We start from the raw sequence: 17,570 nt of genomic DNA on the forward strand, positions 1-17,570 counted from the left end.
GGCTCACGCGCCGTTTTCTTTTTTTCAGCGCGTTCGCGTTCCCGGGGGGCTTTAGCGTGCCAGGCGGCTATGGGGCTATGATCGAGAAATACAGGCGGACTGCCAGCGCCATGTAGCACGGCGTCCTGTGCGGCCTGCAGCGGGCACACGATGATCGAAGTAATAGTGAAAGAGGGCGCGATCGTAGCGCTCTGGCAACAACTGATTCAGCTCTGGGAGCTGATTGTCATGGTCTGCCGCTTCCTTTGGGGGTTGCTCAAGCTCTTGAGCGGCGCCTGAGTGCGAGGCGGCCGGAACGCGGCGCACACGACACGAGGGCACACGATGATCGACGATTCCACCCGGCGTTTCACCGATCGGGTCGCGGACTACGTGAAGTACCGGCCGACTTATCCACGCGAAGTGGCGACCTTCGCTCATGTCGAATGCGGCATTGCGCCAGGCGCCACGGTAGCCGACATTGGCGCGGGCACCGGCATTTCGGCGAAACTCTTTCTCGATGCGGGCCACCCGGTCGTGGCCGTCGAACCGAACGCGGCGATGCGCGAGGCCGCGGACCGCTATCTCGCGAACTATGCCGACAACCCCGGCTATCGGAGCGTGGCCGGCTCTGCGGAGAACACGGCGCTCGAAGCCGCGAGCATCGATCTCGTGACAGCGGCGCAGGCGTTTCACTGGTTCGAGAAGGCGGACGCCCGGCGCGAGTTCGCGCGCATTCTCAAGCCGCGCGGCAAGATCGTGCTGTTCTGGAACAGCCGGCTCTTGAAGGGCTCGGCGTTTCTCGAGGGTTACGAAGCGCTGCTGCGCGAATTCAGCACCGACTACGCGAGCGTGGCCAAGACGTACCCCGACGACGACGCCATGGCCGACTGGTTCGGCGACGGCTTCGAGCACAAGACCGTGTTTCCGAATGCGCAACTGCTCGACTACGACGGACTGCGGGGGCGTCTCGCGTCTTCGTCGTATGCGCCGAAGCCTGACGATGCGCGCCACGAGCCGATGCTCGCCGCGCTGCGCGAACTGTTCGACGCGACGCAACGTGACGGGCGCGTGAATTTCGCCTATGAAACGCGTGTGTATGCCGGCAGGCCGATGGGCGCTCAACGCCCGAACTCGTAGTCGCGCTCGCGCACGCGGCGCGTACGGCGCCGGAACGTGAACGTGAAGCCTGGCCATAGCGACGTGACTTTGCCGCTCATGGTCTGGTAATAGCTGCGGCAGCCCGAGGTCCACACCGTGTGCGCGAGTTGCGCCTGCAACTGCGTGTTGAAGGCGCGCTGGACCTCGGGCCGCACGGTCATCGTACGCGCATGGCGGTTGCGCAGAGCTTCGATGCAGCCAGCGATATAGCGCACTTGCGACTCGATCATGTAGATCATCGAGTTGTGCCCGAGGCCTGTGTTCGGGCCGACGACGATGAAGAAATTCGGAAAACCCGCAACGGTGGTGCCCAGATACGCCTCGGGGCCGTCGCGCCGCCACGCTGTGCCCAGATCCGCGCCGTTCAAGCCGGTCACGCCAAACGGCGCGTCCACATCATTTACCTGAAAGCCGGTGCCGCAGACGATCGCATCGAATTCTCGATGCACGCCATCCGCGGTGATGATCCCGTCGGCGACCACTTCGCGAATCGGTTCGGTTACCAGGTTCACGTTCGGCTGCGAGATTGCCGGGAAATAGTGGCTCGACAGCAGCACGCGCTTGCAGCCCAGCACATGGTTGGGCGTGAGCTTTGCGCGCAGCGCCGGGTCCTTGACCTTGTGCGCGAGATAGTTGCGCGCGAACTTCATCGGTGCATTGAGCAGGCGCCGATCGACGACGAAACCCAGTGCGCGCGATTCGAGTTGCCAGTAGATCGCCGCGCGTGCCAGGCGCCGTGCAAGCGGCACATGGCGATACACCCAGCGCGTACGCGTACCGATGGCGCGATCGCGGCGCGGCATGATCCATGGCGCCGTGCGCTGGAACACCGTGAGCTGTGCGACGCGCGGTTGAATCATCGGCACGAACTGGATGGCGCTTGCGCCGGTGCCGATCACGGCGACGCGCTTGCCATCGAGCGCGTAATCGTGGTTCCAGCGCGCCGAATGAAAGAGCGCGCCTTCGAAGCGCTCGAGCCCGTCGATGGCGGGTAGCGCGGGGCGCGAAAGCGGGCCGTTCGCGGCGATCAGCAAATCGGCCTCGACAGTATGCAAGACCCCGTCGCGCTCGATCTCGATCATCCACACGCTGCGCCCGACGTCGAAGCGCGCGGCGTTCACGCGCGAGCGATAGCGGATGTGGCGCTCGATGCCGTATTTGTGCGCGCAATGGCGCAGGTAATCGAGAATCTCGCACTGCGGCGCATAGGTGCGCGTCCAGTTCGGATTCGGCTCGAACGAAAATGAATAGAGGTGCGAAGGAACATCGCAGGCCGCGCCGGGATAAGCGTTGTCGCGCCACGTGCCGCCGAGACTCTCTGCCGCCTCGTAGAGCGTAAAGGTCTCGATGTCCATGCGCCGCAGACGGATCGCCATGCCGATGCCGGCAAAGCCGCTGCCGACAATCGCGATGCGCGGTGAGGTTTGCGTGTCTTGCCGCGACGAGGACGCGTGAGTGGTCATATCTGAATGGAGGGCGTTGCCGCGCAAAAGATCAATGGCAAAAGGCGAAAGATGCAAAACGGGCTCCGCGAGGGAGCCCGTCATGGCGCGCCATCGGCCGGGAGCGGCTCAGGTATTCCAGTCATCCGAGCTGTCGCTGCTGCCCAGATCGACGCCGCCGCCCGAGCCGTCGTTCCAGTCGTTCGAGCCCTGGCCAAAGTCGACACCCCCGCCATTGCCGCCATCGCGCACAATGCGCCGGCCTTCGTCGTCGACAAGGACATCGCGCTCGATCACCCGGTCGCGGCCTTGATTGAGCACCTGGCCCAGCAGCACGCCGGTCATCAGGCCCCCCATGCCGCCCATGCCACCGCCGCCTTGCTGGACGATGACTGGCGGTTGCTGCTGCTGGGGCGGGTACTGCGGAGGATATTGCGGGTTGTGCCCGAACGCGGCATCCGCCTCGCGCGCATAGGCCGAACCTTCGCCATAAGGCTGCGCGGCGGCGGCCTGGGCGTTCGGATCGGGCCGGCCTTCGGCGCGCGCCTTGAGGCTCGCGAACTGGCGCTCGAGATCCTCGATCTGATACGGCGCCACTGGATTCGTGCTGCCCGAGAGCGTTTCGACCATGCTGCGCAATTGCGCCTCGAAGCCTTCGACTTCTTTTTCGAGCGCTTCATGGCCCGCCGCAGTCGACAGCTTCAGGTCGAGCTTGAGCGAGCGCACGGCGTTGAGCAGGTCGGTGGCGCGCTTGAGTTGGTCGCGGCGGTCGTCGCCGGCTTTCGCGTCTTCCGTGGATTTCGCGCGGCGCAGCGTCCAGCGCAGCACGAGCGCCACGCCCACCAGCACGACGACAATGCCGATCCACATGCCCATGCCGGGACCGTGTTTTTGCGGCGCGGCTGCGGCGAGCGCCGACGGCGCAGCCACTTGGGTCTGCTGGGCGAACGGGTTATTCGCGCGGTTCGTCGTGACAGCGCCGGCGCGCGTCGCGTCCGAACGGATCTTCGCTTCGACCTGCGCGAAACGCTGCGGCTGCGTGAAGCGGACCTGCGGATCGAGCGACTTCGCCTGCTGGATTTGTTTGAGCGCGTCGGCGTAGCGGCCTTCGCGATTGAGCACCTGCGCATACAGGTAATGTGCGCGGGCATTGTCGGGGTGCGCCTGCAGGACTTCGGTGAGGCCCGCGTCCGCACGTTGCCAGTTGCCTTGCGACATCGCGGATTCGATCTGCTGCGCGCTCGGCACGGCGAACGCCAGGCCGCTCACGAGTGCGAGCGATGCGAGAACGGCGACGAGAAACTTTTTCATGTTGCAGGCCGGGCGGTTTGCCACCCGTCTCCATGACATACGAAACGTGGATGCGGCGCGTACTGGAACTGGCCAGCCGCGCCGCATCCGTTCCGGCGCATTTACTGTGCCGGCGTATTGAGCTGCTTCTTGAGGGCTTCGAGGCGGTCGTCCACCGACGGGCCCTTGTTCAGCGCGGCGAGTTTGTCGTCGAGCGCCTTGCCACTCGACGTATCCGCCGAGTTCAGGCGGGCGTCCGAGCGTGCGTTCGAGAGATTCACCTTGTCTTCGAGCTTCTGGAAGTCCTCGGACAGATTCTTGCCACCAATGCCGCCGAGCGCCGTGGCCGCGACATCCTTCGCTTGGGCGATCTGCTGCTTCGCCTGCAGGATGTTCGAGCGCGCGTTGAGGTCGTTGCGCCGCGAGCGCATGTCGTCGATCTGCTGCTTCAGTTGATCGACCGACGGTTCGAGCTTGGCGAGTTCGGCCGCGAGCGCATCGCGTTCGGCTTCAGCCGTGCTCTGGGCGCCGAGCGCTTCGCGCGCGAGGGCTTCGTCGCCCGATTGCAGCGCCCGCTTCGCGCCGTCCTCGTACTTCTTTGCCTTGTCGGCGGCCACGTCGCGCTTGCTTTGCTGCATCGCGACCTGCGCCTGGATCTCGACGAGCGAGTTCTCGGCTTTCGCGATGCTGTCGTCGAGTTCGCGCACGATCTGGCGCGCGTCGCGCGACGGGTCTTGCACGGAGTCGGCGGCGTCGTTCAGGAGACCCTTGACCGTGCGAGAGATGGAGTCGAAAAGCGACATGTATTCCTCCGGTGAAATGAGATTGGCCCCACCATGCTCCAGCGGGCCGCGCTGCACGCATGCGGCATTCGCGTTGCGTCGCGAGGTATTGCTGCGGATCCGATCGTTGCGCCCGGCAATCTCGCATTTAGATTACGCCGCTTTGTGCAAGCCGCGCATGCAGCGCGAAATTCGGGGCGCTTTGGCCAATTGCAACAGGCCAAAGCGGTTAAATTAACCGTTGCGCCATTGATCCTGCCCAGGCGCATCGCTCGCGGATATTACACCACGGGGTCTCTTAAAAGGGACTTAAAGGGCCGTCGGCCTTGGTGCGATTCGCGCGCGTTCAAACCGCGTGTTCAAACGCTAAAGCAGTCGGGCGCTCAGGCGAATTTGCCCGCGTTGGGGGCGGCGTCGCTGCTGTGCATGTCGTCGTCATCGTGTGCCGCGCGCGCGAACGGGGCGCCGCTCAGCGGCTGCAGCGGTTCGGCGTCGGGCTGGCCAGCGATACCGGCTTGCGTGTCGGCAACCTGGGCCGCCTCGGCGGCTTCGCCGGACAGGCGGGCAACGGCCTGGGCCAAGGCGCGCTCGGCGCGTGCGGAGTCCGGTTCGAGTCCGGCCTCAGGCACGGCGTCGGCGCGTTCGTCAGGTCCCGCCGCAAGCGCAGCGGCGTCATCAGCGTTTGCTTGTGCTTCGTCTGCGGGCTCCACGGCAGCCGGCCGCAGTGCCGCCGAGCGTCCCGTGCGCAGCGGCTTCGCGGCTTTGCGCAGCACTTGCGCGAGCGCGTCGGGCTGGCGCGTCGCGCTCAGCCGGTCGACGATGCTCGCTGCCTTCACCGGGTCGCTCGTCGCGCCAAAAGCGAGCACGGCGCGGCGCATCAACTCGCTGATGCTGATGCCGAGTTCATCGGCCGTGGCGGAGATCGCGCGCTTTTGCGCGGACGTGACGAAAACGACGATGCGTTCGCTGGGCTTGTTCATGATCGGCTGGCCGTTGGATCGGCTTCGAGTGAACCGGGGTCCCGCATGCGCACGACGCCGGTGTCGCGGGGCGTATTAGCCCGCGTATTGGCCGGCAAGCAAAACGGGCAGAGCGTGCAGTAGCTTTTCCATCATATGACGAGACAGGCGATGCGCAACGCAAAGATGCGCCCGCAAAATGAGGGTCGCAGGCCCATTTCCAAAAAACTCTTACAAAAAAAGCGCGACCGCCCGCGCACGAATTATTTAGAATGCGCTGTTACATTTCGCACGGATGCTTCCGTAGAGGCCCCTGCGAAAGGGTATTGAAAGAGTAACCTTGCGACGGCGCGCCGGCCAGGCACGCCGCGTGGCCGAACGGGGGCGTTGCCGGTCACGCCAGAGCGCCGCGCTCAAGCGGCGGCGCTGTCACACGCCGCATTGGCGCCATGACGCCAGGATCGAGATCTATGCGCGCAAGCCGCGCGCAGCCGGGGGCGCGAACCCACGCGCCAATCATTCCAGTCATGCCTATCATCAAACGACCGCCTTCCGCGCAGTACCCGAACGATCGGGAACCCTCCTTCAACAATGGACGTCAGCCGCAGCGCCGCGAGGACTCGCGCAACGAGCGAGTGCGCCGTCGCTCGTTCGTCGCGACGATCGCGCTCTGGTTCGCCGGCCTGGTCGCCACGCTGTGCGTGATCGGCGCGCTGATCGTCGGCTACGCGCTCGTCGTGATGGGTCCGCAACTGCCTTCGCTCGATGCGCTCACCAACTATCAGCCCAAGGTGCCGCTGCGCATCTATACCGCCGATCACGTGCTGATCGGCGAGTTCGGCGAGGAGCGGCGCCAGCTCGTGCGCTTCCAGGACATCCCCGACGTGCAGAAGAAAGCGGTGCTCGCCATCGAGGACTACCGCTTCTACGAGCACGGCGGCGTGGACTTCGTGGGCATCCTGCGCGCGGGCGTCGCCGACCTGATGCACGGCGGAGCGTCGCAGGGCGCGAGCACGATCACGATGCAGGTGGCGCGCAACTTCTTCCTGTCGAGCGAGAAGACCTACACGCGCAAGATCTACGAAATGCTGCTCGCCTACAAGATCGAGCGCGCGCTCACGAAGGACCAGATCCTCGAGCTGTACATGAACCAGATCTATCTGGGGCAGCGCGCCTATGGCTTCTCGGCAGCGGCGCGCGTGTACTTCGGCAAGGACCTCAAGGACATCACGCTTGCCGAGGCCGCGATGCTCGCGGGCCTGCCGAAGGCGCCGTCCGCCTATAACCCGATTGTCAATCCGAAGCGCGCGAAGATTCGTCAGGAGTACATCCTCAAGCGCATGCTCGACCTGAACTACATTACCCAGGCGCAGTACGACGAGGCGATCAAGGAGCCGCTGCATACGCGCACCGCGGGCACCGAGTACAGCGTGCATGCGGAGTATATTGCGGAAATGGTCCGCCAGATGATGTATGCGCAGTACAAGGACGAAACCTACACGCGCGGCCTCACGGTCACCACGACGATCGATTCCGCCGATCAGAACGCGGCCTACGCGGCCGTGCGCAAGGGCGTGATGGATTACGAGCGCCGCCACGGCTACCGCGGTCCCGAAGGCTTCGTGCAACTGCCCGCTGCGGGCGATGACCGCGATCAGGCGATCGACGACGCGCTCACCGATCACCCCGATAACGGCGACATCGTCTCGGCGGTGGTCATCGATGCGAGCCCGAAGTCGGTCACTGCGCAGTTGCTCGACGGCACGCAGATCACCGTCACGGGCGACGGGCTGCGGTTTGTCGCGAGCGGGCTTTCGGCGCGTGCGTCGGCTGCGCTGAAGATTCGGCCAGGCTCGATCGTGCGCCTGATGGCGGACAGCAAGAACAACTGGCAAATCACGCAACTGCCGCAGGTGGAAGGCGCGCTGGTTTCGCTCACGCCGCAGGACGGCGCGATTCGCGCGCTGATTGGCGGCTTCGACTTCAACAAGAACAAGTTCAACCACGTCACGCAGGCGTGGCGCCAGCCGGGCTCGAGCTTCAAGCCGTTCATCTATTCGGCTTCGCTCGAGAAGGGTCTCGGGCCGGCCACCATGATCAACGACGCGCCGCTGTACTTCCCGCCCAGCACGCCGGGCGGCGACGCGTGGGAGCCGAAGGACGACGACTATCCCGAAGGGCCGATGTCGATGCGCCTCGCGCTGCAGAAGTCGAAGAACCTCGTGTCGATCCGCATCCTCTCGTACATCGGCACGAAGTACGCGCAGGACTATGTCACGCAGCGCTTCGGCTTCGACGCGGACAAGACGCCGCCGTACCTGCCGATGGCGCTGGGCGCGGGTCTCGTCACGCCGCTGCAGTCGGCGGGCGCGTACTCCGTGTTCGCGAACGGCGGCTATCGCATCAACCCGTACCTGATCGCCGAAGTCGACGATGCGCACGGTCAGCCGATCCTGCGCGCACAGCCGCTCGTGGCGGGCCAGAACGCGCCGCAAACGCTCTCGCCGCGCAACGCTTTCGTGATGAACAGCCTGTTGCATTCGGTGGCGACGGCGGGCACGGGCGCGGGTACCAACGTTCTCCACCGCGACGACCTGCAGGGCAAAACCGGTACGACCAACGACGCGCACGATGGCTGGTTCGCCGGCTATCAGCGCAACCTCGTGGCCGTGGCGTGGATGGGCTACGACCAGCCGAAGAGCCTCGGCAGCCGCGAGTTCGGCGCGCAACTCGCCCTGCCGATCTGGGTCGAGTACATGAGCAAAGCACTGCGCGGCATGCCGCAGGAAGAGCCGCCGATGCCGGCGGGTCTCACGACGATCGGCGGTGAGCTGTACTACTCCGACGCGACGCCGGGCGCGGGCTTCGTCTCGGCGGTCGGCATGGAGTCGGGTAACGCGGCGGGGGCGGCCAGCGATGCGAGCGGGGCGACCGGCAGCATGGGGCCGGGCGGACTGCCGACGCCGAGCGTCACGCAGAGCGAGCGCAAGCAGATCATGGATCTGTTCGAAACGAACAAGCCTTGATGGGCGCTCGTTGATGGACGAGTTGTTCTGAACGCGGCACATCGGCAACGATGTGCCGCGTTTTGTTTGGGCGCGCCGTTTTGCTTTTGCATCAAGGACTTGGACGGGTTGCCCAGGGCTTTTCCACAGGGCCTTCAACAAAAATTGGGGATAAGCCTGACTTCGGCCCGATGCTCCGTTGTCCACAGTTTTTGTTGATGGCCCTGTTGATAACGTTGGGAGAGCGAAGCTAACTCACTGATCCACAAGGCTGTCCGCAGACACGAGCACATTGGAGCACTGCGTGGCGCATCAGAAGGTGTTGTCGTACTGCAAACCGATTGTGTGGCTGTGCGGCTCGCGCGAATAGGTGAGCGCCCAATGTGTGAGCCACGCGCCAGTGAGCGCGCCCAGCGCATCGGCGAACAGGTCCTTGTACGAGAAGCCGCCGCCGGGGCAGGTGCCGTTCAGGACTTGCAGCGCGAGCCCGGGCGCCGTGCCGATCAGCGTGCCGTAGACCACGGGATGATCGGTGTCGCGCGTGAGCCAACCGCCGAGCGCGCCGAACGGCGCGGAAACCGCAAAGTGCTCGAGTTTGTCGGTGCCGCCCCAGCTATCCGATTCCACGCGGAAGCCACTGCGCTCCGTGGCGCACTGGAGCTCGGCGTGCGCAGCGACGCTGGCCATGAGAAGCGCTGCGGCGCAGAGGCCGCGATTCGATACGAGTGCCATGATCAATGTCGTCGGGGTTGAAATGCGCCGTCGCACACAGGCTGCCTGGATAGCGCACGTGGCGATGGCAGGTCGCTTGATGAAATGTTCATGATTTAAGTAGCATTCCGAAATAATTTGCTTGCTCTTATCTCAATTTGCGACGCAGTTTAGCAGTTGCATCCTGAAATTAGGGCTCAGATCTTTCTGACGGAAATGGATGACAGAGGCGAGGCGGATGGAAGAGGCTTTGGACGAAGCGCGCGGCGTAGTGGTTGTTTTTGCTTTTGCGCGCGCTTGGGGGCAGGACGGGCGTTCTAGTCCTGCGTTGAGGTCGTCGCGGCAGGGTAGCCGTTGCCGTCCGCGGCACGAGATTGCGCGTTCGAAGCCGAGGCATCGGCGCTCGTTGGCGGCTGCCCCATGGCCTGGAACAGCGCGGCCGTATCGGAGAGACGCGTGCCGCGATAGCGGATTTCATCGAGCCGCGCATTGCGCCATTGCTGTTCGCTCTGGCGCACGGCGTAGTAGGGCACCGCACCCAGCTTGTAGCGTGCGTTCGTCTCTTCAAAGACGCCCTGTGCGGTCTGCGCCGACGTGCTGGCTGCGTCGAGCGCCTGAGCGTCGTGCTCGAGCGCGGCAAGCCGGGTGGCGACGTCCTGGAACGCCGCGAGCACGGTCTGCTTGTACGACGCATTGGCCGCATCATAGGACTGCAAGGCCGCGCGGCGCTGTGCGAGGAGTGCGCCGCCGTGAAACAGCGGCTGCGTGAGCGAGGCGCCGATCATCCAGAGCGCACCCGCGCCCGAAGTCACCACGGGCCAGCTGAAGCCGCCTTGGCCGAGACCGGCGGAAACCGAGATGCTCGGAAACATCTGCGCCGTGGCGGCGCCCACATCGGCGGATGCGGCGATTAGCGCCGCCCCTGCGGCCTGGATGTCGGGCCGCGACTTGAGCAGCTCCGATGGAACGACGACGGGCACCTGCGAGGGCAAAGTCAGGCTCGCGAGGTCGAGGTCGGGCGGTGCGGCGTCGGGCGTGCGCCCGAGCAGCACGGCAAGCGCGTGGCGCATCGCCGAGCGTTGCTGGCGTAGCCCCGGCAGATTGGCGGCGAGCGAAGCGGCGCTTTGCTGCGCGTTGAGCAGATCGGTGTGCGACGCAGCGCCGAGCGCGTAGCGCTTTTGCACGTCGTCGGCCTGCGCGTTGGCGAGCGCGACGAGCCGCTCGGTCGTGTCGATCTGCGCATGCAGCGTGGCCGAGCCCAGCGCGCTCGCGACGATGTTCGCCGCGAGCGCGCGGCGAGCGGCCTCGTACTGGAATGCCTGGACGTTCACGCGCGCGGCGAGCGCCGTGTTGTTCAGGCGCGTCGCGCCGAAAATGTCGAACGAGTAGCTCGCCCGGACAAGGCCCGCGAACATGTCGTATTGCAGCTTGTCGAAGCCGAGCTGCGGAACACCCGGCAGGCGATTGCGCTGTGCGATGCCGAGCGCATCGACGGTGGGCAGCATCGAGCTGCCCAACTGGCCGCGCAACTGCTCGCGTGCGGCCTGCAGGCTGTGATCGGCGGAGGCGAGATTCGGGTTGTTGGCGAGGCCCTCATCGACGAGCGCGTCGAGTTCGGGCGAGTCGTAGAGCGTCCACCATTGCGGCACCGGTTGCGCGCCCGTCACGAATTGCTGGGCGACGCCCTGAGCAGCGACGCTCTGTGCGGGCTGCACCTGCGCGCCATAGTGCACGGGCTCCGGCATCGCGGGTGGCGCACCGCCCGGACCCCAGGTGCAGGCGCTCGCGAAAAGCGCGCACAGCGCTGCCGCGCCCGCGAGCAGGCTCGCGGGATTCGATGCGAACGACCGGCATGCGTTGATCGCCGCGCCATCGTCAGGAATGCGGCCCGGAATGCGGTTCAGATTCATGATGCGTTCTCCGCATGGGGACGTGGCGTGTCGGTCTCGCTGCTGCGCACGCGGAACGCGGCGGCGTAGAGCGCGGGCAGGAAGAACAGCGTGAGCACGGTCGCGCTCGTGATGCCGCCCATCAGCGCGGTCGCCATCGGTCCGAAGAAGTTCGAGGGCACGAGCGGAATCAGCGCGAGCACGGCCGCCGCCGCGGTCAGCATGATCGGACGGAAGCGCCGCACCGTTGCGCCGACGATGGCATCGAAGCGCTTGTGCCCGGCGCGGATGTCGCTCTCGATCTGGTCCACGAGAATCACCGAGTTGCGCATGATGATGCCGAACATGGCAATCACGCCCAGCATCGCGACGAAGCCGAATGGCTCGCGGAAGATGATCAACGCGAGCGCCACGCCAATCAGCCCGAGCGGCGCGGTGAGCACGACCATCATGACGCGCGAGAGGCTTTGCAGCTGGATCATGAGCAGCGTGAGCACGGCAATCGCGAGGACCGGCAACTGCGCGTAGATCGACGCCTGGCCTTTCGCGCTTTCCTCGACCGAGCCGCCGACTTCGATGCGGTAGCCGGAGGGCAGCGTTGCGCGCATCGGCTCCAGCTGCTTTTGCAGCGCATGGGTGACGTCGATGCCTTGCGCGCCCGCGCGCACGTCGGCTTGCACGGTGAGCGTGGACTGCCGGTCGCGCGACCAGATTACGCCGTATTCGAGCGTGTTCTCGAGGTGCCCGATCGCGCCGAGCGGCACGGGGCCATTCGGCGTGGGCATGGCGAGCGAGAGCATATGTGCGGGAGCCACGCGTTCTTTCGGCGGCGAGCGCAGGTCCACGCCGATCAGCTTGTCGCGTTCGCGGTACTGCGTGACGGTGTAGCCGGAGTAGGTCATCTGCAGGAAGTTCGCGACGTCCTGCGAGGAGATGTTGAGCGCGCGCGCCTTTTGCTGGTCGATCTCGAAGTGCAGCGAGCGCTCGGCGGGCTCGTCCCAGTCGAAGTGGACGTTGTCGGCGCGTTTGTCGGCGCGCATGATCGCGGCCACGCGCTCGGCGATGCTGCGCACGGTCGCGATGTCGTCGCCACTCACGCGGAACTGCACGGGATAGCCAACGGGCGGCCCGTTCTCGAGGCGCGAGAGACGCGTGCGCACGGCCGGGAAGTCGTTGCGCAGCTTCGTTTCGAGCCAGTTCGCGAGCTTGTCGCGATCCTCCACGGACTTGGTCGTGATGACGAACTGTGCAAAGTTCGGGCTCTGCAATTGCTGATCGAGCGGCAGATAGAAGCGCGGCGCGCCGGTGCCGACGAAGTCGATCGAGTGGTCGATCTCGGGCCGGCCCTGCAGCGCTGCTTCAAGGCGCCTCGTCTCGCGCAGCGTGGCGTCGAACGCGCCGCCTTCGGGCAGGCGCACGTCCACGAGCAGCTCGGGGCGGTCCGAGCTCGGGAAAAACTGCTGCGGAATCACCGCGAAGCCCGCGAGCGCGAGCACGAACAACCCTCCGGTCAGTGCGAGCACAACGAGATGGCGCTCGATGCACCAGCCGACCCAGCGGCGCAGGCGGTGGTAGAAACGCGTGTCGTAGATGTCCGCTTCGTGATGGTCGCCCTGCGCGCCGGCGCCGGGTTTGCGCTCGAGCAGCAGCCGATAACCGAGCAGCGGAATCAGCACGACCGCCGCGAACCACGAGGCGATCAGTGCGATTGCCGAGACCTGGAAGATCGAGCGCGTGTATTCGCCCGTGCTCGACTTCGCGAGCACGATGGGCAGGAAGCCCGAGACCGTGACGAGCGTGCCGGTGAGCATCGGGAACGCCGTGCTCGTGTACGCGAACGCGGCGGCGCGCGTGCGGTTCCAGCCCTGCGCGAGCTTCACGGCCATCATTTCGACGGAAATGATGGCGTCGTCCACGAGCAGGCCCAGCGCGAGCACGAGCGTGCCGAGCGAGACCTTGTGCAGGCCGATGCCGAACAGATACATCACGAGCGAGGTGACGGCGAGCACGATCGGAATCGTGATCACGACCACCATGCCGGTGCGCACGCCGAGCGACACGAGGCTCACCACGAGCACGATGCCCACGGCCTCGGCCACCGCCTCGATGAAGTCGTCGACCGAACGCGAGACCGCGTCGGGCATGCTCGACACTTCCACGAGCTTCAGGCCCGCGGGCAGTTCGCGGCGCAGTGCCTCGATGCGCTTGTCCAACGCGTGGCCGAGCTGGATCACGTCGCCGCCCGGCTGCATCGTGACGCCGATGCCGAGCACCGCCTTGCCCTGGAAGCGCATCTGCGTGGCGGGCGGCTCGTCGTAGCCGCGCCGGATCGTGGCGATGTCGCCGAGACGGAAGCTGCGGCCATTCACGCTGATGAGCGTGTCCGCGAGCGCCTTGAGGTCAGTGAACTGCCCGCTCGGGCGCACGAATACGCGGTCGTCGGCGGTGTTGATCGTGCCGGCCGCCGCGATGGCGTTCTGCGCGCCGATCGCCTGGCCGATCTGCGTGGGCGAAAGGCCGAGGCGCGTGAGCTGCGCGTTCGGAATTTCCACGAAGATGCGCTGGTTCGGATCGCCGAAATAGTCGACCTTGCCGACATCCGTCACGCGCAAGAGCGTCTCGCGCAGATTGTCGGCATAGTCGTGAAGTTGCGCGGGTGAGAAACCATCGCCTTCGAGTGCGTAAATGTTGGTGTAGACGTCGCCGAACTCGTCGTTGAAGAACGGGCCTTGCACGCCCGGCGGCAGCATGGCCGCGATGTCGCCCACTTTCTTGCGCACCTGGTACCAGGTCTCGCGCACCTCGCTCACGGGCGCGGAGTCCTTCATCACGAAGAACACGAGCGATTCGCCGGGGCGCGAATAGCTGCGCAGGTAGTCGATATTGGGCGTTTCCTGGAGCTTGCGACCGATGCGGCCGGTGACTTCGTCCTCGACCTGGCGCGCGGTGGCGCCGGGCCAGAAGGTCTGGATCACCATCACGCGGAACGTGAACGGCGGGTCCTCCGATTGCGAGAGCCGCGAGTAGGAGAGCGCGCCGAAGATCGTGGCGAGCGCGATCACGAAGATGACCAGCGCCTGATGGCGTAGCGCCCATGCCGAAAGATTGAAGCGCCCCTCGTCGTGATCGAAGCCCGGGGCCTGGTCACTGAGCTGGTCACTGCGCTGGCTCATGACGCGAAATCCTCGGGGTGCAGCGGCGCGACCGGGCGCACCTTTTCGCCGGCGGTGACCGTGTGCACGCCTTGCAGCACGATGCGCTCGCCGTCCTTCAGGCCCTGCGTGACCGTGATCGTGCGCGCGTCGTAGCGCGAGACGCTCACGCGGCGCAATTGCAGCACATTGTCCGCGCCGTGCACGATCCACAGCGCGGGCGCGTTGCCATCGTGAAAGAGCGCGGTGGCCGGTATCGTGAAGGCGCCGCCGTCGGGCTGCGCGGCGGTGGCGGCATTGCTGGCGTTGACCGCGAGCGCGACATTCGCGGTCATACCGAGCCGCACTTCGGCGTCCGGTTGATCGAGCGTCAGCTTCACGCGCCAGGTGCGGCTTTGCGGGTCGGCGGCGGCGGCCAGCTCGCGCACTTTGGCCGTGTAGTTTCGGCCCGGCAACGCGGGCAGCGTGACTTGAGCGGCGTCGCCGGTGTGCAGGGCGGCGATGGCGTTCTCGGGAAGATCGCTCACCACGTCCACATCGCCCGCCCACGCGAGTTGGTAGACCGGCTGGCCCGCCTGCACGTTCTGGCCGGTATCGGCGTTTTCGGCAGTGATGACGCCCGCGTGATCGGCCGTGAGCAGGGTGTAGCGGCGCTGGTCCTGAGCGAGCGCGAGCTGTTGCTTCGCCTGATCGCGTTGGGCTGCGGCCGAAGCGTAGGCATCCTGCGTTTGTTCGAACTGCGCGCGTGCGATGAGGTTGGCTTGAGCCTGGGCCGTGTCGCGATCGAGTTGCTGCTTCGCGAATTCAAAGCGGTGCTGTGCGGCGTCGTATTGTGCCTGCGCGCTTGCCGCATTCTTCTCGTAGTCGGCGGGGTCGAGGCGCGCGAGCACCTGGCCGGGCTTCACGGTGTCGCCAAGACGGGCACTGCGTTCGACGATCTTGCCGTTCACGCGGAACGAAAGCGGCGTGGCGTAGCGCGCCTGTACGGTGCCGGGCCAGGTGGCCGAGGGGGTGATGCCGTCGCGATGGACGATCATCGAGACAACCGGGCGTGGCGAGGGCGCTGTTTCCGGCTTTTTCCCGCAAGCCGCGAGGCTCGCGAGCGCGCAGAGCCCAACTAAGGAGGTTAGCGGGGTAACCCGGGCAAGCGGGCTAACGAGGCGCGCCAGGCCATGCCGCAGCGCCTGTAGCGCGTGCCGGAGGAACTGGATCGATTCGACGTACCCACCGGATTGATTGCGCATCCCGCTCGATGCGCCGCGACCGCAATGATTCACTTGGACCTCGATGCCAGGGCCTGTTATCAGCGTGAACAGTCCCTGACGCAGGCCCAGTGCGCCGTGCTGGCTGAGAGGGCCGGGTTGACCGGGCCGGATGACCTCGGAGTTGGCGGGATATGCGCCATTGCTGAGTCCAGTCCAGTCGCGCGTGGTGCGCTTCAATGTCTCGTGCCTCGCCGCGCGGCCGGCCTCAGATAATCCAATGAATTCTAATACAACGGTGTATCTGAATACTCATCTGAATCAGAGGAATCGTTCAGTGCTAGACTCGCGCTACTATCGCGCCGTCTCAATTTCTGTCCGATTTCTCCACGCCATGACGCGCCAACCCGCCAAGCGCACTCGACTCACCCGCGAGCAAAGCCGCGATCAGACGCGCGCACGCCTGCTCGATGCCGCCCAGGCCATGTTCATGCGCAAGGGTTTCGTGGGTGCGAGCGTGGAGGACATCGCTCAGACGGCAGGCTATACGCGCGGCGCGTTCTATTCGAACTTCCGCAGCAAGTCGGAGCTGCTGGTGGAATTGCTGCGGCGCGATCACGAGGCGATGCAGGCTGACCTGCGCGCGATTTTTGCCGGAAACATGTCGCGCGACGATATGGAAGCGCGCGTGATCCAGTACTACAGCCGCCTGCCGCAGGACAACAAGGCGTTCTTGCTGTGGGTCGAGGCCAAGTTGCTCGCGGCGCGCGATGCACGCTTTCGTACGCGCTTTAACGCCTTCATGAAGGATAAGCGCGATCAGCTGGCCGCCTATATCGAGGAATTTTCGGCGCGCGCGGGCACGCCGGTCACGCTTGCGCCCGAGTTGCTCGTGATCGGGCTGATCGGCTTGTGCGACGGCGTGCAATTTCTTGCCGCCGCCGATCCGCAGCACATCACGCCGCCGGTTGTCACGGAGGTGCTTGGCCGCTTCTTTGCGCGCGTGGTGTTCGGGCGCGACGCCTGAGCCGTGCGCGCGCCGAGCCTCAGATGCCGAGGCCAGGACCGTAGTTGCTGCCGATCAGGCGCGTGACCGAAGCCACGTCGCGATAATCCTGTTCGGGCAGGCCATCGAGGATTGCCAGCACCTCGTTGCTCGCGCCGGCGGCGCGGGCGGCTTCCACGAGTTCGTCCTTGTTGGAGGGCCAGCGCACTTCGCGCAGCACGTCGGTGAACTGGAGATCGATCGGCTCTTCGGGGATGGGTGTGGCGGACATCTGGCGGATCCTTTGTGGGGCAGGTGGGTCGAGGCGGGAAAGACGGGTGGCGCAGCGGATCAAGCATACCGAATCCTTGCCGGGCGCCGCCACTGGATGTGCACGGTGCGAGGCGCCGGCGCAGCCGGCCGCCGGCCATCCTGGCCAACAGCATGGCCACGCTCACACGTCACAGTGAACCGCCGCCCGCGCGGGCGCTGGCGTTCAGGTTTGCTGATGCAAGACCGGGATCACCGACTGATCCAGGCGGTGGGATTTCGGCAGGGTCAGGTATTTCCAGTGCTGAATGCCGATAGCGACCGGGATATCGGGCGCGGGCGGCGCCACGGGGGCGTCGTTCATCGGCGAGCGCACGAAGGGGGCCTGAACCGGGGCGCTTGCCCGGTCGACCTGGGCGTCCTGGGTGTGCACAGGTGCGGCAAAACACGAGGCAGACAACAGCACGGTGGTCATCAGTGTCGAGGTTTTCATCGCTCGACCTCCTTTCCTCATGCGGCCCAAGGGTCGCAGCAAGTACCGTGCCGCGACGATCCGGCTGACCGGGGCGGCAGGGCGGCCACGGTTCGGGGGCATGGCCTCGCGGCTGACCCGGGAAGAGCGGGGCGCGCCGCAGCGCGTGCAATGAGGCGGGAGACGGCGGGCGGGAAATGATGTCCGCCAGGGCGCACGCGCAAGCGACGGTCCCATAATGGCAGCAAATGTGCCAGCGCGTCTCGAACGT

The 17,570-nt window shown here is 65.7% G+C and carries 14 protein-coding genes; 4 read left to right on the forward strand and 10 right to left on the reverse strand.

The genetic code is table 11. The annotated features are described in order from the left end of the window. Positions 1-150: 150 nt before the first annotated feature. Both P5W98_RS07155 and P5W98_RS07160 read left to right on the forward strand, forming a co-directional pair. Positions 151-279 (forward strand): hypothetical protein, encoded by a 129-nt coding sequence (locus P5W98_RS07155; protein WP_421023922.1) that lies wholly within the window; start codon positions 151-153, stop codon positions 277-279. A gap of 45 nt (positions 280-324) precedes the next feature. After that, on the forward strand, positions 325-1,119 hold the full coding sequence (locus tag P5W98_RS07160) for a class I SAM-dependent methyltransferase (RefSeq protein WP_434718494.1): 795 nt from the start codon (positions 325-327) through the stop codon (positions 1,117-1,119). Here the strand turns inward: P5W98_RS07160 and P5W98_RS07165 are convergent. The 4 genes from P5W98_RS07165 to P5W98_RS07180 form a co-directional block, all read right to left on the reverse strand. Then, the gene (locus tag P5W98_RS07165; RefSeq protein ID WP_434662369.1) at positions 1,101-2,603 is read right to left on the reverse strand and encodes a flavin-containing monooxygenase; all 1,503 of its coding nucleotides are present in this window, start codon (positions 2,601-2,603) and stop codon (positions 1,101-1,103) included. The genes P5W98_RS07160 and P5W98_RS07165 overlap by 19 nt on opposite strands. A gap of 108 nt (positions 2,604-2,711) precedes the next feature. Further along, complete coding sequence (locus tag P5W98_RS07170; RefSeq protein ID WP_421079452.1) at positions 2,712-3,893, reverse strand: tetratricopeptide repeat protein; 1,182 nt, start codon at positions 3,891-3,893, stop codon at positions 2,712-2,714. Between the two features lie 101 nt (positions 3,894-3,994). After that, positions 3,995-4,675, reverse strand: coding sequence for a PspA/IM30 family protein (locus P5W98_RS07175; protein ID WP_421023926.1), 681 nt, complete (start codon positions 4,673-4,675; stop codon positions 3,995-3,997). Positions 4,676-5,037: 362 nt separating this feature from the next. Then, entirely contained in the window at positions 5,038-5,634 is a 597-nt protein-coding gene (locus P5W98_RS07180) for a hypothetical protein (protein ID WP_421023927.1), read from the reverse strand. A 506-nt stretch (positions 5,635-6,140) separates the two neighbouring features. On the opposite strand from P5W98_RS07180, the gene P5W98_RS07185 reads away from it, so the two are divergent. Continuing rightward, on the forward strand, positions 6,141-8,639 hold the full coding sequence (locus P5W98_RS07185; protein WP_421023928.1) for a penicillin-binding protein 1A: 2,499 nt from the start codon (positions 6,141-6,143) through the stop codon (positions 8,637-8,639). Between the two features lie 291 nt (positions 8,640-8,930). Here P5W98_RS07185 and P5W98_RS07190 read toward each other — a convergent pair whose 3' ends face one another. From P5W98_RS07190 to P5W98_RS07205, 4 genes are all read right to left on the reverse strand, one after another. After that, positions 8,931-9,350: a hypothetical protein gene (locus P5W98_RS07190; RefSeq protein ID WP_421043818.1), complete on the reverse strand. Its 420-nt coding sequence runs from the start codon at positions 9,348-9,350 to the stop codon at positions 8,931-8,933. A gap of 296 nt (positions 9,351-9,646) precedes the next feature. Beyond that, positions 9,647-11,239 carry an efflux transporter outer membrane subunit gene (locus tag P5W98_RS07195; RefSeq protein WP_421079454.1) on the reverse strand — a complete coding sequence of 531 codons (1,593 nt, stop codon included), beginning with the start codon at positions 11,237-11,239 and terminating at the stop codon, positions 9,647-9,649. Beyond that, entirely contained in the window at positions 11,236-14,391 is a 3,156-nt protein-coding gene (locus P5W98_RS07200) for an efflux RND transporter permease subunit (protein ID WP_421079455.1), read from the reverse strand. The genes P5W98_RS07195 and P5W98_RS07200 overlap by 4 nt, the downstream gene beginning before the upstream one ends. Then, complete coding sequence (locus tag P5W98_RS07205; protein ID WP_421079586.1) at positions 14,388-15,539, reverse strand: efflux RND transporter periplasmic adaptor subunit; 1,152 nt, start codon at positions 15,537-15,539, stop codon at positions 14,388-14,390. The genes P5W98_RS07200 and P5W98_RS07205 overlap by 4 nt, the downstream gene beginning before the upstream one ends. 427 nt (positions 15,540-15,966) lie before the next feature. On the opposite strand from P5W98_RS07205, the gene P5W98_RS07210 reads away from it, so the two are divergent. After that, a complete protein-coding gene (locus P5W98_RS07210) occupies positions 15,967-16,599 on the forward strand; it encodes a TetR/AcrR family transcriptional regulator (protein ID WP_421023932.1) in 633 nt (210 codons plus the stop codon). 19 nt (positions 16,600-16,618) lie between these two features. Here P5W98_RS07210 and P5W98_RS07215 read toward each other — a convergent pair whose 3' ends face one another. Continuing rightward, positions 16,619-16,849 (reverse strand): DUF2795 domain-containing protein, encoded by a 231-nt coding sequence (locus P5W98_RS07215; RefSeq protein WP_421023933.1) that lies wholly within the window; start codon positions 16,847-16,849, stop codon positions 16,619-16,621. A 204-nt stretch (positions 16,850-17,053) separates the two neighbouring features. Further along, a complete protein-coding gene (locus P5W98_RS07220; RefSeq protein WP_421023934.1) occupies positions 17,054-17,320 on the reverse strand; it encodes a hypothetical protein in 267 nt (88 codons plus the stop codon). Positions 17,321-17,570 lie beyond the last annotated feature (250 nt).

Source organism: Paraburkholderia sp. A1BS-2L (assembly GCF_051125205.1).
Classification (GTDB): domain Bacteria; phylum Pseudomonadota; class Gammaproteobacteria; order Burkholderiales; family Burkholderiaceae; genus Paraburkholderia.